Source organism: Streptomyces silvisoli, assembly GCF_029269905.1.
Lineage (GTDB): Bacteria > Actinomycetota > Actinomycetes > Streptomycetales > Streptomycetaceae > Streptantibioticus_A > Streptantibioticus_A silvisoli_A.
The window spans coordinates 67,257-93,583 of sequence record NZ_JARJBC010000027.1 but is presented as its reverse complement, the minus strand read 5'-3'; the positions used below and the strand labels follow the sequence as shown (position 1 = coordinate 93,583).

General features: G+C 72.5%; 27 protein-coding genes, 1 pseudogene and 1 riboswitch. Of the genes and pseudogenes, 13 read left to right on the top strand and 15 right to left on the bottom strand.

The genetic code is table 11. The features are described 5' to 3' along the window. Window positions 1–63: 63 nt before the first annotated feature. Together fabI and fabG are read right to left on the bottom strand one after the other, a co-directional pair. Window positions 64–825 (bottom strand): enoyl-ACP reductase FabI, encoded by a 762-nt coding sequence (gene fabI / locus P3G67_RS31085; protein WP_269854533.1) that lies wholly within the window; start codon window positions 823–825, stop codon window positions 64–66. A gap of 5 nt (window positions 826–830) precedes the next feature. Continuing rightward, a complete protein-coding gene (gene fabG, locus P3G67_RS31080; RefSeq protein ID WP_276096468.1) occupies window positions 831–1,550 on the bottom strand; it encodes a 3-oxoacyl-[acyl-carrier-protein] reductase in 720 nt (239 codons plus the stop codon). Window positions 1,551–1,748: 198 nt separating this feature from the next. Here fabG and P3G67_RS31075 point away from each other — a divergent pair, with 198 nt between their 5' ends. The 4 genes from P3G67_RS31075 (at window position 1,749) to P3G67_RS31060 (ending at window position 5,693) form a co-directional block, all read left to right on the top strand. Continuing rightward, the gene (locus P3G67_RS31075) at window positions 1,749–3,278 is read left to right on the top strand and encodes a TldD/PmbA family protein (protein WP_276096467.1); all 1,530 of its coding nucleotides are present in this window, start codon (window positions 1,749–1,751) and stop codon (window positions 3,276–3,278) included. Beyond that, complete coding sequence (locus tag P3G67_RS31070; RefSeq protein WP_276096466.1) at window positions 3,275–4,669, top strand: metallopeptidase TldD-related protein; 1,395 nt, start codon at window positions 3,275–3,277, stop codon at window positions 4,667–4,669. The genes P3G67_RS31075 and P3G67_RS31070 overlap by 4 nt, the downstream gene beginning before the upstream one ends. A 184-nt stretch (window positions 4,670–4,853) precedes the next feature. Further along, window positions 4,854–5,240, top strand: a complete 387-nt coding sequence (locus P3G67_RS31065; protein ID WP_276096465.1) for a DUF3099 domain-containing protein — start codon at window positions 4,854–4,856, stop codon at window positions 5,238–5,240. A 225-nt stretch (window positions 5,241–5,465) separates the two neighbouring features. Next, window positions 5,466–5,693, top strand: coding sequence for a hypothetical protein (locus tag P3G67_RS31060; protein WP_276096464.1), 228 nt, complete (start codon window positions 5,466–5,468; stop codon window positions 5,691–5,693). A gap of 12 nt (window positions 5,694–5,705) precedes the next feature. Here the strand turns inward: P3G67_RS31060 and moaA are convergent, their stop codons facing one another. After that, a complete protein-coding gene (moaA, locus tag P3G67_RS31055; RefSeq protein ID WP_276096492.1) occupies window positions 5,706–6,695 on the bottom strand; it encodes a GTP 3',8-cyclase MoaA in 990 nt (329 codons plus the stop codon). 386 nt (window positions 6,696–7,081) lie between these two features. Continuing rightward, entirely contained in the window at window positions 7,082–8,125 is a 1,044-nt protein-coding gene (locus tag P3G67_RS31050) for a zinc-dependent alcohol dehydrogenase family protein (RefSeq protein WP_269854527.1), read from the bottom strand. Window positions 8,126–8,291: 166 nt separating this feature from the next. On the opposite strand from P3G67_RS31050, the gene P3G67_RS31045 reads away from it, so the two are divergent. From P3G67_RS31045 to P3G67_RS31030, 4 genes are all read left to right on the top strand, one after another. Next, a complete protein-coding gene (locus P3G67_RS31045) occupies window positions 8,292–9,272 on the top strand; it encodes a DEDDh family exonuclease (protein ID WP_276096463.1) in 981 nt (326 codons plus the stop codon). An 87-nt stretch (window positions 9,273–9,359) separates the two neighbouring features. Then, window positions 9,360–9,611 carry a hypothetical protein gene (locus P3G67_RS31040; RefSeq protein WP_269854525.1) on the top strand — a complete coding sequence of 84 codons (252 nt, stop codon included), beginning with the start codon at window positions 9,360–9,362 and terminating at the stop codon, window positions 9,609–9,611. Window positions 9,612–9,653: 42 nt separating this feature from the next. Beyond that, window positions 9,654–10,487 (top strand): SURF1 family cytochrome oxidase biogenesis protein, encoded by an 834-nt coding sequence (locus P3G67_RS31035; RefSeq protein WP_276096462.1) that lies wholly within the window; start codon window positions 9,654–9,656, stop codon window positions 10,485–10,487. Window positions 10,488–10,566: 79 nt separating this feature from the next. After that, window positions 10,567–11,328: an SDR family oxidoreductase gene (locus P3G67_RS31030; protein WP_276096461.1), complete on the top strand. Its 762-nt coding sequence runs from the start codon at window positions 10,567–10,569 to the stop codon at window positions 11,326–11,328. 11 nt (window positions 11,329–11,339) lie between these two features. Here the strand turns inward: P3G67_RS31030 and amaP are convergent, their stop codons facing one another. From amaP to P3G67_RS30975, 11 genes and pseudogenes are all read right to left on the bottom strand, one after another. Next, entirely contained in the window at window positions 11,340–11,936 is a 597-nt protein-coding gene (amaP, locus tag P3G67_RS31025) for an alkaline shock response membrane anchor protein AmaP (RefSeq protein WP_276096460.1), read from the bottom strand. Window positions 11,937–11,943: 7 nt separating this feature from the next. Beyond that, entirely contained in the window at window positions 11,944–12,618 is a 675-nt protein-coding gene (locus P3G67_RS31020) for a DUF6286 domain-containing protein (protein WP_391858387.1), read from the bottom strand. Next, window positions 12,594–12,881: pseudogene (locus P3G67_RS31015) on the bottom strand (hypothetical protein); the annotation flags it as partial. The gene P3G67_RS31020 and the pseudogene P3G67_RS31015, both read right to left, overlap by 25 nt. Next, entirely contained in the window at window positions 12,878–13,066 is a 189-nt protein-coding gene (locus P3G67_RS31010) for a hypothetical protein (protein ID WP_276096491.1), read from the bottom strand. The pseudogene P3G67_RS31015 and the gene P3G67_RS31010, both read right to left, overlap by 4 nt. A gap of 16 nt (window positions 13,067–13,082) precedes the next feature. Next, window positions 13,083–13,544: an Asp23/Gls24 family envelope stress response protein gene (locus tag P3G67_RS31005; protein ID WP_276096457.1), complete on the bottom strand. Its 462-nt coding sequence runs from the start codon at window positions 13,542–13,544 to the stop codon at window positions 13,083–13,085. 115 nt (window positions 13,545–13,659) lie between these two features. Beyond that, window positions 13,660–14,478: an enoyl-CoA hydratase/isomerase family protein gene (locus P3G67_RS31000; RefSeq protein WP_269854521.1), complete on the bottom strand. Its 819-nt coding sequence runs from the start codon at window positions 14,476–14,478 to the stop codon at window positions 13,660–13,662. Window positions 14,479–14,595: 117 nt separating this feature from the next. Then, window positions 14,596–14,817 (bottom strand): helix-turn-helix domain-containing protein, encoded by a 222-nt coding sequence (locus tag P3G67_RS30995; protein WP_043263790.1) that lies wholly within the window; start codon window positions 14,815–14,817, stop codon window positions 14,596–14,598. A gap of 414 nt (window positions 14,818–15,231) precedes the next feature. Continuing rightward, complete coding sequence (gene abc-f, locus P3G67_RS30990; RefSeq protein ID WP_276096456.1) at window positions 15,232–16,830, bottom strand: ribosomal protection-like ABC-F family protein; 1,599 nt, start codon at window positions 16,828–16,830, stop codon at window positions 15,232–15,234. Window positions 16,831–17,027: 197 nt separating this feature from the next. Continuing rightward, the gene (locus tag P3G67_RS30985; RefSeq protein ID WP_276096455.1) at window positions 17,028–18,401 is read right to left on the bottom strand and encodes a hypothetical protein; all 1,374 of its coding nucleotides are present in this window, start codon (window positions 18,399–18,401) and stop codon (window positions 17,028–17,030) included. Between the two features lie 76 nt (window positions 18,402–18,477). Next, window positions 18,478–19,608 carry an alpha/beta hydrolase gene (locus P3G67_RS30980; protein ID WP_276096454.1) on the bottom strand — a complete coding sequence of 377 codons (1,131 nt, stop codon included), beginning with the start codon at window positions 19,606–19,608 and terminating at the stop codon, window positions 18,478–18,480. Window positions 19,609–19,705: 97 nt separating this feature from the next. Beyond that, complete coding sequence (locus tag P3G67_RS30975; protein WP_276096453.1) at window positions 19,706–20,353, bottom strand: class II aldolase/adducin family protein; 648 nt, start codon at window positions 20,351–20,353, stop codon at window positions 19,706–19,708. A 105-nt stretch (window positions 20,354–20,458) separates the two neighbouring features. Here P3G67_RS30975 and P3G67_RS30970 point away from each other — a divergent pair, with 105 nt between their 5' ends. From P3G67_RS30970 to P3G67_RS30950, 5 genes are all read left to right on the top strand, one after another. Further along, window positions 20,459–21,850: an NAD(P)/FAD-dependent oxidoreductase gene (locus P3G67_RS30970; RefSeq protein WP_276096452.1), complete on the top strand. Its 1,392-nt coding sequence runs from the start codon at window positions 20,459–20,461 to the stop codon at window positions 21,848–21,850. 201 nt (window positions 21,851–22,051) lie between these two features. Continuing rightward, on the top strand, window positions 22,052–23,281 hold the full coding sequence (locus P3G67_RS30965) for an inorganic phosphate transporter (protein WP_276096451.1): 1,230 nt from the start codon (window positions 22,052–22,054) through the stop codon (window positions 23,279–23,281). Beyond that, window positions 23,278–23,472, top strand: coding sequence for a hypothetical protein (locus P3G67_RS30960; RefSeq protein ID WP_269854514.1), 195 nt, complete (start codon window positions 23,278–23,280; stop codon window positions 23,470–23,472). Before P3G67_RS30965 ends, P3G67_RS30960 begins: the two co-directional genes overlap by 4 nt. A gap of 146 nt (window positions 23,473–23,618) precedes the next feature. After that, a riboswitch (cobalamin riboswitch) is annotated at window positions 23,619–23,744 on the top strand. Window positions 23,745–23,864: 120 nt separating this feature from the next. Next, window positions 23,865–24,815 carry a cobalamin biosynthesis protein gene (locus P3G67_RS30955; RefSeq protein WP_276096450.1) on the top strand — a complete coding sequence of 317 codons (951 nt, stop codon included), beginning with the start codon at window positions 23,865–23,867 and terminating at the stop codon, window positions 24,813–24,815. After that, window positions 24,812–26,320 (top strand): cobyric acid synthase, encoded by a 1,509-nt coding sequence (locus P3G67_RS30950; RefSeq protein ID WP_269854512.1) that lies wholly within the window; start codon window positions 24,812–24,814, stop codon window positions 26,318–26,320. Before P3G67_RS30955 ends, P3G67_RS30950 begins: the two co-directional genes overlap by 4 nt. Window positions 26,321–26,327: the final 7 nt, after the last annotated feature.

Genomic DNA, 26,327 nt, shown 5'->3' with positions numbered 1-26,327 from the left:
GCGTACGGCAGGGGCCCCGGTGCCGCCCGAGGGCGGAGCCGGGGCCCCGGTGAAGCGTCGCCGTCAGGCGCCCATCATGTGCACACCGCCGTCGACGTGCACGATCTCGCCGGTGGTCCGGGGGAAGAAGTCCGACAGCAGACCGACGACGCCGCGGCCCGCGGGCTCCGGGTCGGCCAGGTCCCAGCCGATCGGGGCGCGGTGGTTCCACACGTCCGCCAGCTCCTCGAAGCCCGGGATGGACTTGGCGGCCATCGACTTGATCGGACCTGCCGAGATCAGGTTGCAGCGCACGTTCTTGGCGCCCAGGTCGCGGGCCAGGTAGCGGTTGGTGGACTCCAGCGCCGCCTTGGCCACGCCCATCCAGTCGTACTTCGGCCAGGCGATCTGCGCGTCGAAGGTCAGGCCGACGACCGAGCCGCCGCGCGGCATCAGCGGCAGGCAGGCCATGGTCAGCGACTTCAGGGAGTACGCCGAGACGTGCACGGCGGTGGAGACGTCCTCCCAGGTCGCCTCAAGGAAGTTGAAGGCGCCCTGCGGACCGAAGGCGATGGAGTGCACGATGCCGTCCAGGCCGTCGACGTGCTCGCGCACCTTGTCGGCGAGGCCGTCGAGGTGCTCCTGGTTGGTCACGTCCAGCTCGATCACCGGCGCGGGCTTGGGCAGCCGCTTGGCGATCCGCTCCACCAGGGAGAGTCGGCCGAAGCCGGTGAGGATGACCTCGGCGCCCTCCTCCTGTGCCACCTTCGCCGCCTGGAAGGCGATCGAGGACTCGGTCAGGACACCCGTGACCAGGACGCGCTTGCCAGCGAGGATTCCACTCATAGCGATCAGTGACCCATGCCCAATCCGCCGTCGACAGGAACGACGGCTCCGGTGATGTAAGCGGCGTCCTCGGAGGACAGGAAGCGCACCGTGGAGGCGATCTCCTCCGGCTGTGCGTACCGGCCCAGCGGGACCCCACCGAGAATGGCCGCCCGCTGCTCGTCGGAGAGCGCGCGGGTCATGTCGGTGTCGACGAAGCCGGGGGCGACCACATTGACGGTGATGTTGCGGGAGCCCAGCTCACGGGCGAGCGAGCGGCCGAAGCCGACCAGCGCGGCCTTGGAGGCGGCGTAGTTGGCCTGGCCCGCGGAACCGAGCAGGCCGACCACCGAGGAGATCAGCACGATGCGGCCCTTGCGGGCGCGCAGCATCCCTCGCGCGGCGCGCTTGACGACCCGGAAGGTGCCGGTGAGGTTGGTGTCGACAACGGAGGTGAACTCCTCCTCGGACATCCGCAGCAGCAACTGGTCACGGGTCACCCCGGCGTTGGCCACCAGCACCTCGACCGCGCCGTGCTTGTCCTCGACCTCCTTGTAGGCCTGCTCGACCTGCTCGGGGTCGGTGATGTCGCACCGCACCGCGAGGACGCCCAGCTCGCTGAGGACGGCCGGTGGCTCGCCGGTCCGGTAGGTGATGGCGACCCTTTCTCCTGCCTCCGCGAAGGCACGGGCGATGGCGAGGCCGATGCCCCGATTGCCTCCGGTGACGAGAACCGAGCGGCTCAACGGCCCACCCTTTCGTTTAGTCGTCTGTGCGCTACGAAACTATCGGTCGCGGGCCGGACACGGAGAATCGGCCTCCCACAGGGGCTGACGGCAGTCACTGTCGGGTCCCTACAGAATCCCGCCGCCAGCGGACTGTCAGAGGGGCATGATTCACTGCGAGGACGATACGGGAAGGCCTCACGGGAAGGGGGAGCCGTCGTGACCCAGGAGATCGACGGGTCGTTCCAGGCGCTGCCGCTACGGGCGTTGGCCGACGCCGCGCTGGCGCGTGCCCGGGCGTTGGGCGCGGAGCATGCCGACTTCCGGTTCGAGCGGGTGCGCAACGCCTCGTGGCGGCTGCGGGACGCCAGGCTCGCCGGCTCCTCGGACACCACGGACACGGGGTACGCGGTACGGGTGGTGCACGGCGGTGCGTGGGGTTTCGCGTCGGGCGTGGAGTTGACGATGGACGCGGCGGCCCGGGTGGCGGGCCAGGCGGTGGCGATGGCGAAGCTGTCGGCGAAGGTCACCGCGGCCGCCGGTGCCGGCTCGCACGACAGGGTGGAGCTGGCCGCCGAGCCGGTGCACGCGGACCGCACATGGGTGTCCGCGTACCAGGTCAACCCGTTTCACGTACCGGACAAGGAGAAGGTGGAGCTGCTGGCCGAGTGGAGCGGCCGGCTGCTGGCCGCCGAGGGGGTGTCGCACGCGGACGCCTCGCTGCTGACCGTCCAGGAGAACAAGTTCTACGCGGACACCGCGGGCACCACGACCACCCAGCAGCGGGTGCGGTTGCACCCGGAGTTGACCGCGGTGGCGGTGGATCCGCGCTCCGGTGAGTTCGACTCGATGCGCTCCCTGGCGCCGCCGGCGGGCCGCGGCTGGGAGTACCTGACCGGCACCGGCTGGGACTGGGACGCCGAACTCGCCGAGATCCCCGCGCTGCTGGCCGAGAAGATGCGCGCGCCGAGCGTCGAGGCCGGGGCGTACGACCTGGTGATCGATCCGTCCAACCTGTGGCTGACGATCCACGAGTCGATCGGGCACGCCACCGAGCTGGACCGCGCGCTGGGCTACGAGGCGGCGTACGCGGGCACCTCGTTCGCCACCTTCGACCAGTTGGGCAAGCTGAGGTACGGCTCCGAGGTCATGAACGTGACCGGGGACCGCACGGCGGAACACGGCCTGGCCACCATCGGTTACGACGACGAGGGCGTGGCCGCGCAGTCCTGGGACCTGGTCAGGGACGGCACACTGGTCGGCTACCAGCTGGACCGGCGGATCGCCAGGCAGTGCGGCTTCGAGCGCTCCAACGGCTGCGCGCACGCCGATTCGCCCTCCCATGTACCGGTGCAGCGGATGGCGAACGTCTCGCTGCGCCCGGCGGAGGGCGGTCCCTCGACGCGGGAGCTGATCGGCCGGGTGGAGCGCGGGCTGTACCTGGTGGGTGACCGGTCGTGGTCCATCGACCAGCAGCGCTACAACTTCCAGTTCACCGCGCAGCGGGCGTTCCGCATCGAGCACGGTCAACTGGCGGGGCAGGTACGGGACTTCGCCTATCAGGCGACCACCACGGACTTCTGGGGCGCGATGGAGGCGGTCGGCGGCCCGCAGACGTACGTCCTCGGCGGCGCGGTCAACTGCGGCAAGGCGCAGCCCGGCCAGGTGGCCGCGGTCAGCCACGGCTGCCCCTCGGCGCTGTTCCGGGGCGTCACCATCCTCAACACCGCGCAGGAGGCAGGGCGATGAGCGTCCGGCAGACCGCTCCGCATGAGATCGTCGAGCGGGCCCTGGAGCTGTCCAGGGCCGACGGCTGTGTGGTCATCGCTGACGAGGAGTCAAGTACCAATCTGCGCTGGGCCCGTAACGCGCTCACCACGAACGGCGTGACCCGCGGACGCACCCTGACGGTGATCGCCACCGTGGACGGCGCGCAGGGCACGGCCTCCGCGGTGGTGTCTCGATCCGCTGTCACCGCCGGGGAGTTGGAGCCGCTGGTGCGCGCGGCGGAGGCGGCGGCCCGCGAGGCCGGCCCGGCGGAGGACGCGCAGCCGCTGGTCGGCGGCGGCGCGGTGGACGCCGACTTCACCGGCGCACCGGCCGAGACGTCCTCCGAGGTGTTCGCGGCGTTCGCCCCCGCGCTGGGCGAGTCGTTCGCCACGGCCCGCGCGGGCGGCCGTGAACTGTACGGCTTCGCACACCACTCGATGGTCTCCAGCTATCTGGGCACCTCGACCGGGCTGCGGCTGCGCCATGACCAGCCGACCGGCACGCTGGAGCTGAACGCCAAGTCCCCGGACGGCACCCGCTCGGCCTGGGCCGGGGCGGCCACCCGTGACTTCACGGACGTCGATCCGCTGGCGCTGGACGCGGGGCTGGCGCGGCGGCTGGAGTGGGCGGCCCGCCGGGTGGAGCTGCCGGCCGGACGGTACGAGACGCTGCTGCCGCCGAGCGCGGTGGCCGATTTGTTCGTCTACCAGCTGTGGTCCTCGGGCGCCCGGGACGCCGCGGAGGGCCGTACGGTCTTCAGCAGGCCGGGCGGTGGTACGCGGGTCGGCGAAAAGCTCACCGAGCTGCCGGTCAGCCTCTACAGCGATCCGCGGGAGCCCGGCCTTGAGGCCGCGCCGTTCGTCCTGGCGCACTCCTCGGGTGACGAGTCGTCGGTGTTCGACAACGGGCTGCCGCTGGAGCGCACCGAGTGGGTGCGCGACGGGGTGCTGGAACGGCTGATCGCCACCCGGCACGCGGCGGGGCTGACCGGGCTGCCGGTGGCTCCCGGGGTGGACAACCTGGTGCTGGACGCCGGTGGCGGCAAGTCGCTGGACGAGCTGGTGGCCGGGACGGAGCGGGGGCTGCTGCTGACCTGCCTGTGGTACATCCGCGAGGTGGATCCGGCGACGCTGCTGCTGACCGGGCTCACCAGGGACGGCGTCTATCTGGTGGAGAACGGCGAGGTCACCGCGGCGGTGAACAACTTCCGCTTCAACGAGTCGCCGGTGGACGTGCTGGGCCGGGCGACGGAGGCCGGGCGCACCGAGCGCACCCTGCCGCGGGAGTGGGGCGACTACTTCTCCCGCGCGGCGGCCCCGGCGCTGCGGGTCCCTGACTTCAACATGAGCTCGGTCAGCCCGGGGGTGTGACGCCGGATGGACGGGCGGCCCGGGTCGGCTGGTCGCCCTGCCGGGGCCCCGAGTCGTCCGTTCGGCGCAGATCGGACGCCACGAACGGGTCAGCCCCGGTCTCGTAGCGAGCGCAGCCGCGGCGTAACGTGTGAAGTGTCCGGACAGGGGAGATTCCGGCATATCCAACAGGTGGTGGAACGTGATGCGGAACCACAGCAGTGGCGGGGTCTTCCGGATCACGGGGGCTCGCGCCGGGCTGACCGAGGACGTGAAGGGGCGGCAGCGCCGCTACGTGATCTCGATGACGGTGCGCACGCTCTGCTTCCTGCTGGCGATCTCCCTGTGGCACGTGCAGACGGTGCTGGCGGCGATCGCGCTGGTCCTGGGTGGTGTGCTGCCGTATATCGCGGTGGTTATCGCCAATGCGGGACGGGAGAACGCGCCGTCGCTGCCGTCCGCGTTCGTGCCGCCTCCGCCGCGTCCGATGCTGGAGCGGGGCACGGACCCGCCCCCGAAGGACCCTGAGAAGCCCGAGCCAGCGGCCGGGGCGGAACCCGGTGAGGAGTTCCGGCGCGAGCGGATGAGCTGACCTGCGCGCATGCCGGAAGCTCAAGAAAAGCTCAGATCAATCACGTCGTTCCGGTGCCGTGGCGGGGTGGGTGCGTGACATACTTCGTAGGCGCTCCGCATCCCCCGTCGGAGCGACGGACCGACGCCGGGCGGCTCCCCCCGTGGCTGCCCGGCGTCGTCTCTTTTCCGGTGAACATCCAGGTGTTCGCGGTGAGTTCACGAAGCGTTGAGAGTTCGGAAGACCATGGAGCACGTCGCGGCCGAGACGCCGATCTGTTCGGCCAAGGGCTGCCGGGCGGCGGCGGTGTGGGTCATCGCCTGGAACAACCCGAAGGTCCACACTCCCGAGCGGCGCAAGACCTGGCTGGCGTGTGAGGAGCACCGCGAGCACCTTTCGTCGTTCCTGGGGATGCGCGGCTTCCTCAAGGACGTGGTGAAGCTCCAGGACTGGGACTTCTCCCAGGGGTCCTGACCACGGGACGGACTAGCCGCCGATCGCGGACATCGGGCGCTGCGGCTGGAGGAAGGACGGGTCGTCCAGGCCCGAGCCCGCCTTCTTGCCCCACATCGCGGCGCGCCACAGTTCGGCGATGCGCTTGTCGGGCTCGCCGGAGCGCAGTGCGGTGCGCAGATCGGTCTCCTCGCGGGCGAACAGGCAGTTGCGGACCTGTCCGTCGGCGGTGAGCCGGGTGCGGTCGCAGGCGCGGCAGAACGGCCGGGTCACCGAGGCGATCACACCGACCCTGGCGGGGCCGCCGTTGACCAGCCAGCGTTCGGCGGGTGCCGAGCCGCGCACCGAGGACTCCTCCGGGGTCAGCGTGAAGTGTGCGGTCAGCTGCCGCAGGATCTCCTCGGCGGTCACCATGTCGGCGCGCTGCCAGCCGTGTTGGGGGTCGAGCGGCATCTGTTCTATGAAGCGCAGCTCGTAGTCGTGCCCAATGGCCCAGTCGAGCAGGGCGGGCGCCTCGTCGTCGTTGAGGCCGCGCATCAGCACGGTGTTGATCTTCACGGGGGTGAGGCCGACGTCGTGTGCGGCGCTCAGGCCCGCGATGACGTCCTCGTGCCGCTTGCGCCGGGTGAGCCGCTGGAAGACCTCGGGCCGCAGGGTGTCCAGTGAGACGTTGACCCGGTCGAGACCGGCGTCGCGCAGCGCCCGGGCGGTTCTGGCCAGGCCGATGCCGTTGGTGGTGAGGGACAGTCTGGGGCGGGGTTCGAGGGCGGCGCAGCGCTCCACGATGCCGACGACGCCGGGCCTGAGCAGCGGTTCGCCGCCGGTGAAACGGACCTCGGTGACGCCGAGTTCGGTGACCGCGAGCCGGACCAGCCGAACGATCTCGTCGTCGGTGAGCAGTTCGGGCTTGGCCAGCCACTGAAGGCCCTCTTCCGGCATGCAGTACGTGCAGCGCAGATTGCACCGGTCGGTGAGCGAGACCCGCAGGTCGGTGGCGATCCGGCCGTAGGTGTCGAGCAGCACGCTGGCGCCTCCCCTCATGGGCACGCGGTGCGCCCGTGGCTTCAAGCCTAGATCGTCGGTCAGGGTACGCGACGCCCGACCGATTGCAACAGTTTGTTGAATCCGCGCTGTGCCGAGGCTCGCCGCCCAGCTCAGGAGCGCCGCGACAGCGCGGGTGACAGGCCGGTACCCGTACCGCTCCGGTTCGTTCTACAGGGCGTGAGCGCGTCGCCGAGCACCCCACCGCCAGGGCCGGACAAACGACCGTACGGAACCGTGCGGCTGGCCGCTCCCGTGCCCCCGGCCGCGCCCCGCAGACCCGTACCGCCGGTACCCGGCCGGTGGTACGGGCCGCGAGTGGCCATACCGCTGCTGAGCATCGAGACGCTGCGCGGCACGCGGTAGGTTCAGGGCCGGACCAGGACCTTGAGCGCGGTGCGCTCGTCCATCGCGCGGTAGCCGGACGGGACACCGTCCAGGTCGACGGTCAGGTCGAAGACCGGGGACGGGTCGATCGCGCCGCTCAGCACGTCGGGCAGCAGTTCCGGGATGTAGCTGCGCACCGGGGCGACGCCGCCGCGCAGGGCGATGTTGCGGCCGAACATCACGCCCAGGTCGAGCCCGGTGCCGCTGCCGTGCGGCACACCGACGTAGCCGATCGCGCCGCCGTCCCGCGCGATGCCGACGGCGGTGCGCATCGACTGCTCGGTGCCGACCGCCTCGATCACCGAGTGGACGCCCTGCCCACGGGTCAGCTCGCGCACCGCCTCGACGGCCGCCTCGCCGCGCTCGGCGACCACATCGGTGGCGCCGAACGTCCTGGCCAGGTCGGTGCGGTCGGTGTGCCGGCCGAGCGCGATGATCCGCTCCGCGCCGAGCCGCTTCGCCGCCACCACACCGCACAGTCCGACGGCACCGTCACCGACCACCGCCACCGTGGCGCCGGGCCGCACGCCCGCGCCGACCGCCGCGTGGTGACCGGTACCGAGCACATCGGAGAGGGTGAGCAGCGCGGCCAGCAGCCGGTCGTCGCCCGCCGCGTCCGAGGGCAGGGCGACGAGGGTGGCGTCCGCGAACGGCACCCGCACGTACTCGCCCTGGCCGCCGTCGGACCCCGGGGTGCCCCAGAAGCCGCCGGCCGGGCAGGAGGTGGTCAGGCCCTCGGCGCAGAAGTCACAGGCACCGTCGGACCAGACGAAGGGGGCGACGACCAGGTCGCCTGCCCGCAGTCCGGAGACCTGCGAGCCGGTCTCCTCCACAACTCCCAGGAACTCGTGGCCTATTCGCTGCCCGGGCTCCCGCGCGGACTCCCCCCGGTACGCCCACAGGTCGCTGCCGCAGACACAGGCGCGCAGCACCCGGACCACGGCGTCGCCCGGCTCCTTGATGACGGGGTCGGGCACCTCCTCCACGCGGATGTCGTTCGGGGCATGGATGACGGTGGCGCGCATGAGGGTCCTCAACGGTTGAACGGGTGTTTCGGGTTGTCCAACACCGTCCCGTACCCGGGCATTCCCGTCCGCCCACCGGCCACACCGGTAAGGGAACTGAGCGCCGTTCACTCCTGGCGGTGCACTCGTCGGTCACTGTCGGTGCCGCCCCCTATCCTCAATGACCATGCTGGAGAACCGAACGGACCGCGCGGACCCGCCCGAGCCCCCGTCCCCGTGGCCCACCGCCTACCCGGACGGGTACGCGGTGGTGGACGTGGAGACCACCGGTCTCGGCCGGGACGACCGGATAGTGTCGGCGGCCGTCTACCGGCTGGACGCGCACGGCGACGTGCAGGACCACTGGTACTCGCCGGTCAACCCCCAGCGCGACCCGGGCCCGGTGTGGATCCACGGGCTGACCAGCGAGGCGCTCGCCGACGCCCCGTTGTTCGCGGACGTCGCGGGCGAACTGGCCGAGCGGCTCTCCGGCCGGGTGCTGGTCGCCCACAACGCCGTCTTCGACTGGTCGATGCTGGCTCGTGAGTACGCCCGCGCCGACCACCGGCCGCCGGTCGAGCAGCGGCTGTGCACCATCATGCTCTCCAAGCAGTTGCGACTGCCGCTGGCCAACCACAAGTTGGAGTCCCTGGCCGCGCACTACGGGGTGATCCAGCAGCGGGCGCACCACGCCCTCGACGACGCCCGGGTGCTGGCCGAGGCGTTCCGGCCGAGCCTGCACCTGGCGGCGGCCAACGGCCTGCCGCTACCGCTGCACGCCTGCCGTCCGCTCACCGAGTGGTCGCCGACCGGCGGGCCGCTGCGCTCGACCGGTTATCCGCCGACCAGTTGGCGGCACTCGCGCAAGCGACCGCCGTGCCCGTACCCCAATCCGGGGCGTCTGCTGCCGGGTGGGCCGTTGGTACAGGGGATGCGGGTCGCCTTCTCGGGGGACACGGCCGTGGACCGCGAACTGCTGGAGGACCGGGCCACCGAGGCCGGGCTGCATGTGGCGTCCAGCGTCTCCCGGCTGACCAGCCTGCTGGTCACCAACGATCCCGGGTCCCCGGCCGGAAAGGTGGTCAACGCCCGGCGCTTCGGCACCCCGGTGGTGGACGAGGCACGGTTCCGTGAACTGCTGGAGGACGTCGCCGCGGCCGAGGTATGAGCGGCAGGTAGGCCGTACGGGCGGAGTCGCCGCGACCCGCCAGCGGCAGCGTTGTCCGGGCGGCGCGCTGCCCCGCACTCTGACCGCATGGGACATTGCGAGGTCTGCGGTAACGACTACTCCATGACGTTCGAGGTGCACGCACAGGGTGGCGCGGTGCATGTCTTCGACTGCTTCGAGTGCGCCATCCACCGCATGGCGCCGATCTGCGAGCACTGCCGGGTGCAGGTCGTCGGCCACGGTGTCGAGGCCGACGGCCGCCAGTTCTGCAGCGCGCACTGCGCCAAGGCCGAGGGGGTCCAGGGCATCGTCGACCGGGTCGGCGCGCCCATGGCATGACCCCACGGTGATCACCCCACGACGGAGTTGTACCGTCGTGGGGTGTACCGCTTCCTGCTGTCAAGGCAATGGGTGATCCTCACCCTCGTCTGCCTGGTCCTGATGCCCATCATGGTGGAGCTCGGCCGGTGGCAGATGCACCGGCACGAGAGCCAGGCCAGGCAGAACTCCGCGATCGCCCGCAGCCTGGCCGCGCCCGCGGTCCCCGTGGAGAAGCTCACCGCGCCGCGCGCCGAGGTGCCCTCGCAGGAGAACTTCCGCACCGTCACGGCAAGGGGCCACTACGACCCGGCGCACCAGGTCGTGGTCCGGCACCGCACCTCGTCCGACGGCTCCACCATCGGGTACTACCTGGTCACCCCGCTGGTCCTGGACGACGGCAAGGCCGTCCTGGTCAACCGGGGCTGGATCCCCGCCCCGCAGTACGGTGACGGCGTCTCGTTCCCGCCGGTACCCGGCACCCCGTCCGGCGAGGTCACGATCACCGGCCGGATGCGGCCGGACGAGACCACCGCCAGCACCAGCATCCGCGACAAGTCCGGGCTGCCCCCACGGCAGATCATGCTGATCAACAGCTCGAAGCTGGCCGACTCCGTCTCCGAGCCGCTGCTCGGCGGCTACATCGAGCTGACCGGCACGTCCCCCAAGCCGTCCGCCGACCAGCCCGAGCTGGTCCCGGCCCCGACTCCCGGCGACAGCGGCGGCTGGTACAGCCCGCCGCACCTGGCCTACGCATGGCAGTGGTGGCTGTTCGTGGTGATGATCCCGGTGGGCTGGGTCGTCCTGGTGCGGCGCGAGGTCAGGGACCAGCGCAGGACCCGGGAGAAGGCCGCGCAGTCAGCGGCCGAGCCCGCCGAGGCGCCCGCCCGGGCCTGACCCCCAACTCGGCGGCGTCCCAACCCGATTCGGCCACCCCTGCGTGGCCCGGTGCCGGGCCGTCGGGCACGATGACGCCATGGATCTCGGGCTCAAGGACAGGGTGTACGTACTCACCGGGGCCACCCGCGGGCTGGGCTTCGCCGCCGCCCGCGAGCTGGTGGCCGACGGTGCCAGGGTCGTGGTCAGCGGGCGCAAGGAGGAGTCGGTCAGCGCCGCCGTCGAGGCGCTCGGCGGCCACCGGCAGGCGGTCGGCGTGGTCGCGGACAACGCCGAGCCGGACGGCGCTCGGCGGCTGATCGCCGCCGCCCGGGAGCGTTTCGGCCGCTTCGACGGGGCACTGATCAGCGTCGGCGGGCCGCCCGCGGGCGCGGCCACCGCGATCGAGGACGACCAGTGGCGCGAGGCGTTCGAGACGGTCTTCCTGGGCGCGGTACGCATCGCCCGGACCGCCGCGGCCGAGCTGGGCTCCGGCGGGGTCATCGGCTTTGTGCTGTCCGGGTCGGTGCACGAGCCGATCCCGGGCCTGGCGATCTCCAACGGTCTGCGGCCGGGGCTGGCGGGCGTGGCCAAGACCATGGCCGACGAGCTGGGGCCGCGGGGCATCCGGGTCCTCGGGCTGCTTCCGGCCCGGATCGACACCGACCGGGTGCGTGAACTGGACGCGCTCGGCGGTGACGCGCAGGCCGCCCGCGACCGGCACATCGCGTCGATTCCGCTGCGCCGCTACGGCACCCCGGAGGAGTTCGGCAGGACCGCGGCGTTCCTGCTGTCGCCCGCCGCGTCCTATCTCACCGGGATCATGGTCCCGGTGGACGGCGGCCACCGGCGCGGGTACTGACGGCACGTCAATCAGCGTACTCGGCGGGCGCGGTGGCGCTCAGCCTGGAGCCTCACCTCGGCCGGAAGCCAGTCCACACCGGTCGAGGTACGGGCCTCGGCCAGCACCCGCCCGTCGAGCTCGGACACCACCTCGGCCGGCCCGGCGAACCGGTCGAGCAGCATCCGCATCTCCACGCGGGGGCGGGTACGGCCGCCGGTGAGCAGCGCGTCCGCCCCGAGCACCCCGGGCAGTTCCGCCGCGTCGGCGGCCAGTGCCTGCTCCATGGCACGGCCGCGCAGCACCACGTCGCCGTCCTCACCGCTGTGCACGAGCATCCGGCCGGGTCCGCGGTGCCGGAACTGTGCCAGCAGCCAGAACAGCGCGGCCACCGCCAGTACGGCGAGCCCCCCGATGACCGCGGGCCACCACCAGCCCTCCTTCCGGTACCGGGTACGGGCCCGCACGTCGAGCAGTACGTCGTGCGGTCCCCGGTACGACCACCAGGAGGGCAGGGCGAAGCCCCAGCGCCGCGGCAGGTCAAGGCCGCCGATCAGCACCGCGCAGCCGACCGCCAGCAGGACCAGTCCGGCCAGGCACAACAGCGTCCGGTTCACCGGGGTACGCACCGTCCGCTCACCTCCTCGCCGCCCGCCGCACCGTGACCGACACCGCGGGCCGCCGGGCGAGCCCCAGGCCGCGCACCGTCTCCCGCAGGGCGGCGTCCACGTCCTGCCGCACGTCGTCCAGCTCGCGGAAGTGCGAGTCGGCCCGGACCCTGATGGCGCGCCGGGAGACGGTGACCCGGGCCGACCGCACCCCGGACACCTCAAGCACCCGGTCCCGAACCAGCAGGGCGGCGGCCGTACGGGCGAGGGCCGCGCGCACCGGTGGCGCCACCGGACGCATGGGCAGCAGCGAGCGCAGCCCGGGGGTCAGCGCGAGGATGACCAGCCACAGGCCGAGCAGCGCGGCGAGCGTGGCGCCGGTGAGCACCCAGGGGTCGTGCAGCGGCCGGGTGGCCAGTTGCCGGGCGAGCGCGGTGCGCCAGGACATCGCCGGGTGTCCGGCGCGTACCGCCGTGATGTCGTAGAGGAACGTGCCGGCCAGCGCGAGGACGGCGCAGGCGGTCAGCGCGGACGGTACCCGCCGGGCGGACCAGAGACGGCCGCCCGTCATGTCACCCTCCCCAGCTCGGCGCGCGCCATGGCGGCCGAGTGCAGCCGTGCGACCTCGACATGGACCTCGGGCACGTCCAGGTCCGCCAACGCGCCCACCCGCTCGGCCACCCGGCGGCGGACCGCGGCGCACACCGCTCGGACGTCCACCGGATACCCCAGCGCCACCGAGAGGCTGACCCTGGCCAGGCCCCGGCCGCCGTCCCGCGCGGCTGCCGGGCGGACCGACACCGACGCGTGCGGGACCAGGCCGCCGGGCACCGGGTGCGCCCACCGCGACTCGTGCAGCACCTCACGGGCGGCCTGCGCGGCGATCTTCGCCACCACCCGATCGGCGATCCTGGTCACCCCGCGCTCGGCCGCCGGAGCCGGCCCGGCGGCTGGCTCGGCGGTCATCGGCGCGGGTGGCGCTCGCGCGGCCGGAACAGGTCCCCGGGCTCCAGATCGCCGTCAAGGAACCGTCCGGCCACGAACCCGACCGCGCCCAGCGCCGCCACCAGCAGGAAGGCAAAGAACCCGCCGAAGAACCCGGCGAAGCCGAGCGCCATTCCGGCGGCCATGCCCACCACGGCACCGCTCATCATCCGCTCCTCCTCGTCACTGGAGCCGCTGCTCCGGTTCCTCGTCCTCCTCGTCGGGGAGCTTCACATCGCCGACCGCGATATTGACCTCGATGACCTCAAGGCTGGTCATCCGCTCGACGGCGGCGATCACGTTCTCCCGCACCGCACGGGCGACTTCGGTGATGGAGACCCCGTAGTCGACCACGATGTCCAGGTCGACCGCCGTCTGCACCTCACCGACCTCGGCCTTGACCCCTCGGCTGACGGACGACCGGGCGCCGCCCGGCACCCGCTCGCGGACCGCGCCGAGGGTGCGGGCGAGGCCGGTGCCCAGCGCGTGTACGCCCACCACCTCGCGGGCGGCGAGCCCGGCGATCTTCTCCACCACACCGTCCGCGATGGTGGTGCGGCCACGGGTCGCGGGGTCGCCCAGGCCCTCCTTGCCGTGTGGTCTGGCCGAGCCCTGCTGTTGGCTCTGCGGCGTGATCTCGGGCATCGCGCGTCACCCCTTCCGGGCCGCATCGGTCGCTCCGCCACCAGACTATGCGCGACCACCGGCCCGTGCCGCCGGGCGCGGTGGCCGCGCGGCCATTCGGGCGATGGGCCCGGTGCTACTCGCCGATTCCCGCCAGGTCGCGCAGTCGGCGGCCCTGTGCGGCCCGTTCCGCGACGCGCTGCTCGTCGTACGTGCGTGAAGGGGCGTCCCGCAGCAGCGCCTTGGTCTCGACGACGGCGTCGCGCGGAGCGGCCAGCAGGGCCGCGGTGAGGTCCTGAACCGCCGCGTCGAGTTCGGCGGACGGCACCACCAGATTGGCCAGGCCGACGCGTTCGGCCTCCTCGGCGCGCACAAAGCGGCCGGTGGCGCAGATCTCCAACGCCCGTGCGTAGCCGACGAGTCCGGTCAGCGGCTTGGTGCCCGCGAGGTCGGGCACCAGGCCGAGGCTGGTCTCACGCATCGCGAACTGCACGTCGTCGGCGCAGACCCGCAGGTCGCAGGCGAGTGCGAGCTGGAAGCCGGCGCCGATGGCGTGACCCTGTACGGCCGCGATGCTGACCAGGTCGTTCCGTCGCCACCAGGTGAACGCCTCCTGGTACTCGGCGATGGTCGCGTCGAGTTCGGCTTCCGAGCCGCGCGCGAGGTCGATGAAGGACGGTTCGCCGTCGAACCCCTCTGGCGTGAACGCCTGCCGGTCCAGCCCCGCGGAGAAGGAGACGCCTTCGGCGCGCAGCACGACGACCCGGACGCTACCGGGCAGCAACCGTCCCGCCTCGACCAGCGCCCGCCACAGGGCGGGCGACTGCGCGTTGCGCTTGGCGGGGTTGCACAGAGTGACGCTGGCAACGGCACCGTCCACGGTGAGCCGTACCCCGTCACGTATGAGCAGTGGATCCGCCTGCGCAGCGGTGGTCGGAGCGGTGGGTTCGGACATGGGGCACCTCCGAGCGGGCCACGGACAGGATTACCGAACAGTAACCACTTGGCCGTGAGCAGTGGTGACCGGGTGGTCACCCACGGCTCAGTCCGTGGCCGCCTGGATGCCCGGTCGTCAGACCGAGGCCGCCTTCTTGCCCCTGGTCGCGCCTCCACGACCGCGGAGGACCACACCGGACTCGCTGAGCATCCGGTGCACGAATCCGTAGGACCGGCCGGTTTCCTCGGCCAACGCCCGGATACTCGCACCGGCGTCGTACTTCTTCTTCAGGTCTGCCGCGAGCTTTTCGCGCGCGGCGCCGGTAACCCGGCTGCCCTTCTTCAGAGTCTCGGCCACCCGTGCCTCCTCTAGGGAAGTGCGCTCTGGACTCTCATGATCACCCCTCCAGCGCTTCCTGGCCACCCATTCGACAAGGTCTGGGAGAACTACCTGAGCCGCCCCCGGAATTGACCGACCGGGCGATGCCGGGCCCGGGGAAGGGATTTCCCCGGGCCGCCTTTCCCGACCGTGACGAAGTCGATCGAGAAGTCGCTGGTCATCACCGTGCGTAAGGAGCGTTATCCGGCTACGCGGCTGATCATCAGCGAGCGGGGCACTGGTCCAGACCCGGCGCGGCGGGGTACGAACCGTACTCACGCAGATGATGGATCACCGGTAAGCCGAATGATCCAGATGAATGATCCAGAAGGCCGATCACGGCGACGGACGCGGCCGGACCGCCCTACCGGCCCGGCCGCCACGGGTACGGGATCAGGCGAGGGAGACCAGGTCCGCGTATTCGTCGCCCCACAGGTCCTCCACCCCGTCCGGCAGCAGGATGATCCGCTCCGGCTGGAGCGCGTCCACCGCGCCCTCGTCGTGGGTGACCAGCACGACCGCGCCGGTGAAGCCGCGCAGCGCGCCGAGGATCTCCTCCCGGCTGGCCGGGTCGAGGTTGTTGGTGGGCTCGTCGAGCAGCAGCACGTTGGCGCTGGAGACCACCAGGGTGGCCAGCGCCAGCCGGGTCTTCTCACCGCCGGACAGCACGCCCGCGGGCTTGTCCACGTCGTCCCCGGAGAACAGGAACGAGCCCAGGATCTTGCGGACCTCGACCAGGTCCATGTCCGGCGCGGCCGAGCGCATGTTCTCCAGCACCGTGCGGTCCGGGTCCAGCGTCTCGTGCTCCTGGGCGTAGTAGCCCAGCTTGAGGCCGTGGCCCGGCTCGACCTGGCCGGTGTCAGGCTGCTCGACCCCGGCCAGCAGCCGCAGCAGCGTGGTCTTGCCCGCGCCGTTGAGGCCCAGGATGACCACCCGGGACCCCTTGTCGATGGCCAGGTCGACGTCGGTGAAGATCTCCAGCGAGCCGTACGACTTGGACAGGCCGGAGGCCATCAGCGGGGTCTTGCCGCAGGGCGCCGGGTCGGGGAAGCGCAGCTTGGCGACCTTGTCGGACATCCGCACGGCTTCGAGACCGGACAGCAGCTTCTCCGCGCGGCGGGCCATGTTCTGCGCGGCGACGGTCTTGGTGGCCTTGGCCCGCATCTTGTCGGCCTGCGAGTTGAGCGCGGCGGCCTTCTTCTCGGCGTTGGCGCGCTCGCGCTTGCGGCGCTTCTCGTCGGCCTCACGCTGGGCCTGGTACAGCTTCCAGCCCATGTTGTAGACGTCGATGACCGAGCGGTTGGCGTCCAGGTAGAAGACCTTGTTGACCACCGTCTCCACGAGGTTGACGTCGTGGGAGATGACCACGAAGCCGCCGCTGTAGGTCTTGAGGTAGTCGCGCAGCCAGATGATCGAGTCGGCGTCGAGGTGGTTGGTCGGCTCGTCGAGCAGCAGGGTGTCGGCGTCCGAGAACAGGATCCGGGCCAGCTCGACGCGGCGCCGCTGACCGCCGGAGAGGGTGTGCAGCGGCTGGCCGAGAACCCGGTCGGGCAGGCCGAGCGCGGCGGCGATGGTGGCGGCCTCGGCCTCGGCCGCGTAGCCGCCCTTGGTGAGGAACTCGGTCTCCAGGCGGGCGTACTTCTTCATCGCGTTGTCGCGGGTGGCGCCCTTGCCGTTGGCCATCCGCTCCTCGTTCTCCCGCATCTTGCGCAGCACGATGTCGAGTTCGCGAGCGGACAGGATGCGGTCGCGGGCAAGGGTGTCGAGGTCTCCGGTGCGCGGGTCCTGCGGCAGGTAGCCGATCTCGCCGGAGCGGGTCACCGTGCCCGCGGCGGGCTGGCCCTCACCGGCGAGGACCTTGGTGAGGGTGGTCTTGCCCGCGCCGTTGCGGCCGACCAGGCCGATGCGGTCGCCCTTGGCGATGCGGAAGGAGGCGGACTCGATGAGGACTCGGGCGCCGGCGCGCAGCTCAAGGCCGGAGGCAGTGATCACGGAAGGGGCTCCAGGACATGGTGGACGGCAGGACGGGCGGGGTCTGTCCGGCTGGGTAGCCCAGTCGCGGACTGCGGCTGCCGTCTAATGCGCGAGGAGAACTGCCATGCGAAGCAGTCTACCGGGGCCTGGCAAACGCTTTTCCCGGCCACCGGGCTCGCTAACGCTTTCGACCACCGGGCTCGGCTACGGGCCGTTCACTCCGCACCGTGGTGGACCTCGAACGCGGCCCGCCGCACGGCCTTGGCCAGGGCGGGGTCGGGGTGCGCCGCGGCCAGCGCGATCAGCACCTGCACGGTGCGCGGATGACCGGTGGCGCGCACCTCGTCCAGCAGCGCGGGCAGCGACTCCTGGACCGCCGTCTCCAGGTGGCCGACCAGCAGATGGGCCTCGCCGTGGTCGGCGACGGCCGCGGCGGTGTCCACCCACAGCCAGGTGGCCTCCTCCCGGGTGAGCAGGGCCGTCTGCTCCGGCTCGCCGCCCTGCTGCTCGGCGAGCCACAGCAGCGCGTACGGGCGCAGCCGTGGCTCGTCGACCACGGCGCGCACGGCGGCCTCCGCGGGGGCGCCGACGGTGCGCAGCGCCTCGAACGCCAGGCCGCGCAGCAGCGCGTCGTCGCCGCGTGCCGCGTCCAGCAGTTCGCTGACCGCCTGGGCGACCGGGCGGGCGGCCAGCCAGGCGCGGTACTCGACCCGGGCCGGGCCCGGCGAGTACTGCGCGCAGGCCCGCAGCAGGTCCTCCGCCGACTGCTCGATGTGTCCGGCGGGCGACTGCGCGGCCACGCAGATCTGCTCCAGCTTCACCCACACCGCCCAGTTCCCCAGCGCGGTGAGCGCCACGTCCTCGCCGTCGGTGCGCGGCCGCAGCGCGCCGACCGAGACCAGCGCCTCCCAGGTCCAGTCCAGCAGCGCGGGCAGCGGGTCGGCGCCGCCGTCGGCCGGCGGCTCGTGGCGTTCGGTGCGCAGCTCCGCCACCCGCTGCCGCAGCAGGTCGAGCAGGGCCGGGGCGGGCGCCGTGCCACTGGACAGGTGCAGCAGCGAGAGGAGTTGCGGTACGGCCTCGATGACCTCGGCGACCAGGGACGGGTCGGAGCCGGACGGCGCGGTACGGCACAGCGACCAGGCGTCGAAGAGGGCGACCCAGCCGCGCAGCACGGCGGTGTCGTCGCGGTCCCAGGCGCGCAGCCGCCACCCGGACCGGGCCGTGCCGTCGTGCAGTTCGACCAGTCCGGCCAGCCGGGCGTGGTTCCACGCCGCCCGCACCCGATGGTCCGTCAGACCGAGTGACTCGGCGGCGCGTCGCAACTCGGGGGCGGGCAGTATGCCGTTCGGCTCGGGCCGCGGCGGGCTGGTACGGCCGCCGCGGCGCCCCTCACCGTCGGCCCATCGGGCCAGCCGCACCGCGTCGGCCAGCACCAGCCGTGCCAGCGCGGCGAGTTCGGCGGGGGCCGGGGTGCCCTCCGGCGGCCGCGGCGGCCTGGAGCGACGGGCCTCTGTGGCCCTGCGTACGGCCGTGATGGGCTGCCTGGTCACGAGCCGGAGCCTGGTGTCACGCTGGGAACGGGACGTCACGGGAGCAGTCTTACGGGTGAGTCCCCGGATTCCCAAACGAGCACCCCTCAAGCGGCGCCCCGTGGGCACGGAGTGATCACATCAACGGGGTCAGGAAGCGCCGCAGCGCCTCCTCGTAACCCCGCGGATCGGCGTTCCACATCGCCTGGTGCTCGGCGTCCGCAACGGTGTGCAGGGTGACGAGTTCGCGCCGCCGCTCGGCGAAGTCGCGCGACGCCCGCCAAGGGGCGAGGGTGTCGCCCGGGCCGTGCACGATCAGGGTGGGCACGGACAGCAGTGCCGGGTCGGCGGAGCCGGCGAGCCGGTCCGCGTGCAGCCCGGTACGGCCCGCGGCCGCGCGCACCCCCAGCGGCACCAGCGGAGCCGGCACCCCGCGCCCGCGGGCCAACCCGCGCACCGCGGCCTGCCAGTCGAGCACCGGGGAGTCCAGCACCAGGCCGCTCACCCGGTCCCGCAGCGGCGAGTGGTCGGCCACCCGCAGCGCCATCGCGGCGCCGGTCGACCAGCCGTACAGCACCACCCGGCGGGCGCCCTCGCGCACCGCGTACCGCACCGCGGCGTCCACGTCGCGCCACTCGGTGTCGCCCAGATGCCCTATGCCGTCGGGCGACGCCGGGGCGCCGGGGTCGTTGCGGTAGCTGATCAGCAGCACCGGGAAGCGCAGCCGGTGCAGCAGCGGCAGCACGACCAGTGGATGGCGGCGGGTGGTGCCCAGGCCGTGCACGGTGATCACCCAGGTGTCGCGTGCCCCGGCCACGAACCAGGCGGGCATTGGCCCGAGTTCACCGTCGACGGCCACCTCCTGGTACGGCAGGCCGTGCGCGCCCATCGGCTCGCCGGTGTAGGCCTGCGGGGTCATGGTCACCTGCGCGCCGTCCATCAGCCTGCCGAACTGGACGCGTTCCAGGCGGCGGGTGACGGTGTCCGGGGTCGTCTCCAGGACCCGGCCGACGGTGGCGTGGCAGCCCGGGGCGCTCAGCCCGTAGACGCCGGGGCGCGCCGAGGCGAGGGACCGGGTCAGGGTGACCTGCCCCGCACCGACCGCGTGCACGGTCAGCTTGCCGTGGGCGGAGGCGGGGCTGGCCGCCGGGCCGTCGGGGCTCGGGTTGAGGGCGAGCCCCGACACCCACCGGCCGGTGGCCACGGCGACCGCGCCGACACCGAGGGAACCGGCGGCGGCGAGGGCGGCGGCAGTACGAAGGCGCATCCACTTCAGTGTCGATCGCGCCACGGCCGCGGGCCACTGGGTGCGGGCGGAGGGGTGAAGGCCCTCTCTCCTTCTGGGGGCAGCCCCCAGGCCCCTGTCACCCCTGTTGCCCGTAGCCGCGCAGGCGTTCCGCGACCCTGGCGATCTCCGTCTGCGGGAGCACCGACGGCGTGCCCGCCGCGCGGGCGGTCAGCCAGACATGGCACATCCATTCGAGTTGGGCGGTGTGGTCGTAGGCCGTCTCCAGGGTGTCGGCGTACACCAGCGTGCCGTGGTTGCGCAGCAGGCAGCCCGTGCGGTCGCGGAGCGCCGCCAGCATCTGGCGAGCCAGTTCCTCGGTGCCGTACGTCGCGTACCCGGCGACCCGCACCGCGCCCCCGAGGGCCGCGCACATGTAGTGGACGGCGGGGAGTTCGTCCACCAGCGTGGACACCGCGGTGGCGTGCACGGCATGGGTGTGCACAATGGCCCGGGCGTCGGTCGCCCGGTACACGGCGAGGTGCATGGGCAGTTCGCTGGTGGGCCGCAGCGCGCCGATCCGCTGACCACCGTCGAGCCCGACCGCGACCAGGTCCGCGTCACCGAGCCGGTCGTACCGCACTCCGCTGGGCGTCACCAGCACCAGATCGCCGACCCGGGCGGAGACGTTGCCCGAGGTGCCGACCACCAGTCCCTCGTCGGCCGTCCGCCGGGCCGTGGCCACCACCTCGCGCCACGCCGCCACCAGTTCGCTGTCCGCCGTCATTCACCGCACCTCCGGGTGGTGATCCTGACACGTTGTCCATTGCCGGTACGGAAAAAGGCGCAGTAACGTCCCGCCACCAGCAGCGATCACGACACGAGGGCACCCATGGCAACCGTCAACGGCGGCATCTCCTTCTGGTACGCGAACACCGGCGCTCCCGCCCCGCGCGAGCCGCTGCCCGGCGACGCCGCGGCCGACGTGTGCGTGGTCGGCGGCGGCTACACCGGACTGTGGACCGCGTACTACCTGAAGAAGGCGGCGCCGTTCCTCCGGATCGTGGTGCTGGAGAGCCGGTTCTGCGGGTACGGCGCCTCCGGCCGCAACGGCGGCTGGCTGTACAACGGGATCGCCGGGCGCGACCGGTACGCCAAGCTGCACGGCCATGACGCGGCGGTGCGGCTGCAGCGGGCCATGAACGACACCGTGGACGAGGTGATCCGGGTCGCCGAGGAGGAGGGCATCGACGCCGACATCCACAAGGGCGGGGTGCTCGAAGTCGCCTGCACTCCAGCCCAGTTGGCCCGGCTGAAGGCGTTCCACGAGGCCGAGACGGCGTTCGGCGAGAAGGACCGGCTGCTGCTGGGCGCCGCGGGGTCCGCCGAGCGGATCCGGGTCGCGGGCACCGTCGGCGGCACCTGGACGCCGCACGGCGCGCGGATCCACCCGGTGAAGCTGGTGCACGGACTGGCGGCGGCGGCCGAGGCGCTGGGCGTGGTGATCCACGAGTCAACCCCGGTGACCGAGATCCGGCCGAAACACGCGATCACCCCGTACGGCACGGTGCGGGCGCCCTACGTGCTGCGCTGCACCGAGGGGTTCACGGCCGGGATCCGGGGGCAGCGGCGGTCCTGGCTGCCGATGAACTCCTCGATGATCGTCACCGAGCCGCTGCCGCGGCGCGTGTGGGACACCATCGGGTGGGAGGGCATGGAGACGCTGGGCGACATGGCGCACGCCTACATGTACGCGCAGCGCACCGCCGACGACCGCATAGCGCTGGGCGGGCGCGGCATCCCGTACCGCTTCGGTTCGCGTACGGACAACGACGGCCGGACCCAGGAGTCGACGGTGGCGGCGCTGCGGGAGATCCTGGTCCGCTTCTTCCCGGCGACCGCCGGGGTGGCGATCGACCACGCCTGGTCGGGCGTGCTGGGCGTGCCGCGGGACTGGTGCGCGAGCGTCGAGCTGGACCGGGCGACCGGCCTCGGATGGGCGGGCGGCTACGTGGGCAGCGGCGTCGCCACGGCGAACCTGGCGGCCCGTACGCTGCGCGACCTGGTCCAGTTGGACTCCGGCCAGGGCGCGGCGACCGAGCTGACCGGGCTGCCGTGGGTGGGCCACCGGGTGCGGCGCTGGGAACCGGAGCCGTTCCGCTGGCTCGGAGTGCACGGTTTGTACGCGGCGTACCGTGCCGCGGACGGCCGCGAGCGGGCCGCCCGCTCCACTCGCACCGACCGGCTGGCCCAGCTCGCCGACCGGATCTCGGGCCGTCACTGACCCGGCCCCCTCCGGTGCGCGCCGAAGTCAGGCGACCGCGTCCCCACGCGGCCCGAAGGTTCCGCGCCAATCCGATTTCCCGGGGAAACCTGGCGCGATCCGCGTCCCCCGCACCGGCAGGGCGTATGCCGTTAACCTTTCGTTCACACTCAGTCCGTACGGTCGCCGCGTCGCTGCCCGCCCGAACGATTGTCTGGGTGAATGGAACACCTCACGCTGCTCATCGGAGTCGTGATCGTCACCGCTCTCGTGTTCGATTTCACGAACGGTTTCCATGACACCGCCAACGCCATGGCCACCACCATTTCCACCGGGGCGCTAGCGCCGAAGGCGGCGGTGGCGATGTCGGCAGTCCTCAACCTCGTCGGCGCGTTTCTCTCGGTCCAGGTGGCCAAGACGATTTCCGGCGGAATCATCGACGAAAAAGCCGGGGTCAAACCCGAAGTGATCTTCGCGGCGCTGGTCGGCGCCATTGTCTGGAATCTGGTGACCTGGCTCGCCGGACTACCGTCCAGTTCCTCGCACGCCCTGTTCGGCGGTCTGATCGGCGCGACGCTGGTGGCCGTCGGAGCGCACGGCATCCACGGCAACGCCATCGTGATGAAGATCCTCATCCCGGCGGTGGTCTCACCGTTCGTCGCCGGTGTGGCCGCGATGCTGGCGACCAGGGTGACCTACCGCGTCGGCCGGAACGCCGACCCCGAGGCCACCTCGAAGGGCTACCGCGCGGGCCAGATCGCCTCCGCCGCCCTGGTCTCACTCGCGCACGGCACCAGTGACGCCCAGAAGACCATGGGAGTCATCACCCTGGCGCTGGTCACCGGCGGCATGGTCGCCCCGCACTCCGACCCGCCGCTGTGGGTCATCCTGGCCGCCGCGAGCGCCATGGGCCTCGGTACCTACCTGGGCGGTTGGCGGATCATCCGCACCATGGGCAAGAAGCTCACTGACATCCAGCCGCCGCAGGGTTTCGCCGCCCAGACCGCCGCCGCCACCACCATCCTCGCCTCCTCCCACCTGGGCTTCGCACTGTCCACCACCCATGTGGTCTCCGGAGCGGTCACCGGCACCGGGCTCGGCCGCCAGGGCGCGGTGGTGCGCTGGGGCGTGGTGCGGCGCATGGTGCTGTCCTGGCTGATCACCCTGCCCGCCGCCGGACTGGTGGCCGGAGGCGCCACGTTCGTCGCCCTGCAGGGTGGTTGGGGCGTGCTGCTGGTCGGTCTGCTCGGACTTGCCGTATGCGCCGGATCCTGGCTGGTCTCGATGCGCAAGCCGGTGGACCACACCAACGTCAACGACATCGACGAGCTGGTTCCGCCGCGGCAACCGGCCGCCGCCCCGGCGTTCGACGCCTTCGCCGCCGACCCGGCGCTCACCGCCACCATCCCGGCCCCGCAGCCGAACGCCACCCGGAAGGAAGCCGCACTGTGAACATCGACTGGAGCGCCCTGGCCTCGGTAGCGGGCGTGAGCCTGGTCGCGACCGTCGGCCTGGTGGGCCTGTTCACCCTCGGCATCGTCGGTCTGTCCAAGCAGCAGCAGTCGGCGCGCACCACCGGGTACGCGGCCTTCGCCGTGTGCGCGGCGGCCGTCGCCTACGGCCTCTATCTCATCGCGGGCTGAGCGCGGGGCGCGCACGCCGTGCGCGCCGCGTGTGGGGCTTCGCACACTCACCCCTGGTCGGTCAAAGCCCAGTTGACTGCCGTTCCCGCAGCGTGGTGGACTGCCCGGTGCCATACGGCACCAACAAGCCCAAACGGCGACAGGAGAGGAAGCCGGTGTGAATCCGGCGCGGTCCCGCCACTGTCACCGGGGAGCGCGTTCCCACCCGAGGGTCACGGCCGAGCGATCGGCTGGAAGGCCAGGGGGCGCGCCGATCCGGGAGCCAGGAGACTCTCATCGCCGGTCACGTCGAACCAGGGCGCGGACCCTGAGTGAGGACTCCTGCCATGCCCGGCACACCACCCTTCGCCCTGACGCCACACCCGCGCCGAGGAACGACGGCGGTCTGACCCATGCGTGCCGACCGTCTCTTCGGGTACGGCGCGGTCCTTGGCTTCGCGGGCGACCTGCTCACCGGTGACCCGCGCCGCGGGCATCCGGTCGCCGCGTTCGGCCGGGCCGCCGCCGCCTGTGAACGCGCCCTGTGGCGGGACGACCGCGCCCGCGGCACCGTCTTCACCGCGCTGTGCGCGGGCGGCGCGGTGGCCGCCGCCACCGCGGCCTCCCGGCTGACCCGCCGCTCCCCCGCCGCCTCGGTGGCGCTGACCGGCGCGGCGACCTGGGCCGTGCTGGGCGGCACCTCGCTGGCCCGCGAAGCCCGTACCGTCGGCGCCGCGCTGGCCGCCGGGGACCTGCGGCTGGCCCGGGAGCGGCTGCCGCACCTGTGCGGCCGGGACCCGCAGGCCCTGGACGGGCAGCAGATCGCCCGCGCCGTGGTGGAGTCGGTCGCGGAGAACACCTCGGACGCGGTGGTCGGCGCCCTGGTGTGGGGCGCGCTCGGCGGCGTGCCGGGGCTGGTCGGGTTCCGGGCGGTCAACACCCTGGACGCGATGGTCGGTCACCGCTCGCCGCGCTACCGGCGGTTCGGCTGGGCGTCCGCCCGGCTGGACGACGTCGCGGGCTACCCCGGTTCGCGGTTGACCGCCGCCCTCACCGTGCTCGCCGCGCCCAACCGCCGCGCGGCCTGGCGTACTTGGCGGACGGACGGCCCCAAGCACCCGAGCCCCAACGCCGGTCCGGTGGAGGCGTCGTTCGCGGGCGCCCTGGGGGTACGGCTGGGCGGAACACTCTCCTACGGCGGCCGGATCGAGCGCCGCCCGGTGCTGGGGGACGGCAACCGGCCGGTGGAGGTGGCGGACATCGAGCGCGCGGTACGGCTTTCCCGCCGGGTGAGCGCGCTGGCGCTGGCCGCCTGTGTCGCGGGCCGGTACGTACTGCGCGGAAGCGGAAGGGGGACGCGGTGAGCGGTGGGCTGTTGGTCGCGGGTACCACGTCGGACGCGGGCAAGAGCGTGGTGACGGCGGGCATCTGCCGCTGGCTGGCCCGCAGGGGTGTCAGCGTCGCCCCGTTCAAGGCGCAGAACATGTCGCTGAACTCCTTCGTCACCCGCGACGGCGCGGAGATCGGCCGCGCCCAGGCGATGCAGGCGCAGGCCGCCCGGGTCGAGCCGAGCGCGCTGATGAACCCGGTGCTGCTCAAGCCCGGCGGCGACAGCACCAGCCAGGTGGTGCTACTGGGCAAGCCGGTGGGCGAGTTGAGCGCCCGCGGCTACCACAGCGGCCGCCAGGAGAGACTTCTCGAAACCGTCACGGACTGCCTCCAGCGGTTGCGTGACACCCATGACGTGGTGATCTGCGAGGGCGCGGGCAGCCCCGCGGAGATCAACCTGCGCCGCACCGACATCGTCAACATGGGCCTGGCGCGCGCCGCCCGGCTTCCGGTGGTGGTGGTCGGCGACATCGACCGCGGCGGTGTCTTCGCCTCCTTCTTCGGCACCACCGCGCTGCTCGGCCGCGAGGACCAGGCGCTGCTCGCCGGGTACCTTGTGAACAAGTTCCGCGGCGATGTCTCGCTGCTGGAGCCGGGGTTGGAGATGCTGCGCGGCCTCACCGGACGCGCCACGTTCGGTGTGCTGCCGTACGCGCACGGGTTGGGCATCGACGAGGAGGACGGCCTTCGGGTGTCGCTGCGCGGCACGGTCCGGGAGTCCAACTCGGCTCCGCCGTACGGCGAGGACGTGTTGCGGGTGGCGGTCGCCGCCGTACCGCTGATGTCCAACTTCACCGACGTGGACGCGCTGGCCGCGGAACCCGGTGTGGTGGTGCGCTTCGTGGACCGGCCGGAGGAACTGGCGGACGCCGATCTGGTGGTGCTGCCCGGCACCCGCGGCACCGTCAAGGCCCTGCGCTGGCTGCGGGAGCGGGGACTGGCCGACGCGGTACGGCGGCGGGCCGCCGAGGGCAGGCCGGTGCTGGGCATCTGCGGCGGCTTCCAGGCCCTCGGGCGGACCATCGAGGACGAGGTCGAGTCGCGCGCCGGAACCGTCGAGGGGCTCGGACTGCTGCCGGTGCGGGTTCGGTTCGCACCGCGCAAGACCCTCGCCCGACCGTCCGGCAAGGCGCTGGGCGAGCCGGTCGAGGGCTACGAGATCCACCATGGCCTGGCCCGACTCGACGACGGCGGCGAGCCGTTCCTGGACGGGGTGCGGGTGGGCGCGGTCTGGGGCACGCACTGGCACGGCTCGCTGGAGAGCGACGGCTTCCGCCGGGCGTTCCTGCGCGAGGTGGCGCGGGCGGCCGGGCGCCGCTTCGTACCGGCGCCGGACACCAGCTTCGCCGCGCTGCGCGAGGAGCAGTTGGACCGCCTCGGCGACCTGATCGAGGAGCACGCCGACACCGCGGCGCTGCTGCGGCTCATCGAGGACGGCGTGCCCGCCGGTCTCCCGTTCCTGGCTCCGGGGGCACCGTGACATCCAT

Coding starts and splice junctions, on each gene's coding strand:
- P3G67_RS31065 (WP_276096465.1), top strand. CDS start 4,854: ATGCGGAACCACAGCAGTGGCGGGGTCTTCCGGATCACGGGGGCTCGC.
- P3G67_RS31005 (WP_276096457.1), bottom strand. CDS start 13,544: ATGCCCGAGATCACGCCGCAGAGCCAACAGCAGGGCTCGGCCAGACCA.
- P3G67_RS30970 (WP_276096452.1), top strand. CDS start 20,459: ATGGCAACCGTCAACGGCGGCATCTCCTTCTGGTACGCGAACACCGGC.
- P3G67_RS30980 (WP_276096454.1), bottom strand. CDS start 19,608: ATGCGCCTTCGTACTGCCGCCGCCCTCGCCGCCGCCGGTTCCCTCGGT.
- fabI (WP_269854533.1), bottom strand. CDS start 825: ATGAGTGGAATCCTCGCTGGCAAGCGCGTCCTGGTCACGGGTGTCCTG.
- P3G67_RS31010 (WP_276096491.1), bottom strand. CDS start 13,066: ATGAGCGGTGCCGTGGTGGGCATGGCCGCCGGAATGGCGCTCGGCTTC.
- P3G67_RS30955 (WP_276096450.1), top strand. CDS start 23,865: ATGCGTGCCGACCGTCTCTTCGGGTACGGCGCGGTCCTTGGCTTCGCG.
- P3G67_RS31030 (WP_276096461.1), top strand. CDS start 10,567: ATGGATCTCGGGCTCAAGGACAGGGTGTACGTACTCACCGGGGCCACC.
- P3G67_RS30975 (WP_276096453.1), bottom strand. CDS start 20,353: ATGACGGCGGACAGCGAACTGGTGGCGGCGTGGCGCGAGGTGGTGGCC.
- P3G67_RS31045 (WP_276096463.1), top strand. CDS start 8,292: ATGCTGGAGAACCGAACGGACCGCGCGGACCCGCCCGAGCCCCCGTCC.
- P3G67_RS31070 (WP_276096466.1), top strand. CDS start 3,275: ATGAGCGTCCGGCAGACCGCTCCGCATGAGATCGTCGAGCGGGCCCTG.
- P3G67_RS31040 (WP_269854525.1), top strand. CDS start 9,360: ATGGGACATTGCGAGGTCTGCGGTAACGACTACTCCATGACGTTCGAG.
- P3G67_RS31000 (WP_269854521.1), bottom strand. CDS start 14,478: ATGTCCGAACCCACCGCTCCGACCACCGCTGCGCAGGCGGATCCACTG.
- P3G67_RS31050 (WP_269854527.1), bottom strand. CDS start 8,125: ATGCGCGCCACCGTCATCCATGCCCCGAACGACATCCGCGTGGAGGAG.
- P3G67_RS30965 (WP_276096451.1), top strand. CDS start 22,052: ATGGAACACCTCACGCTGCTCATCGGAGTCGTGATCGTCACCGCTCTC.
- P3G67_RS31060 (WP_276096464.1), top strand. CDS start 5,466: ATGGAGCACGTCGCGGCCGAGACGCCGATCTGTTCGGCCAAGGGCTGC.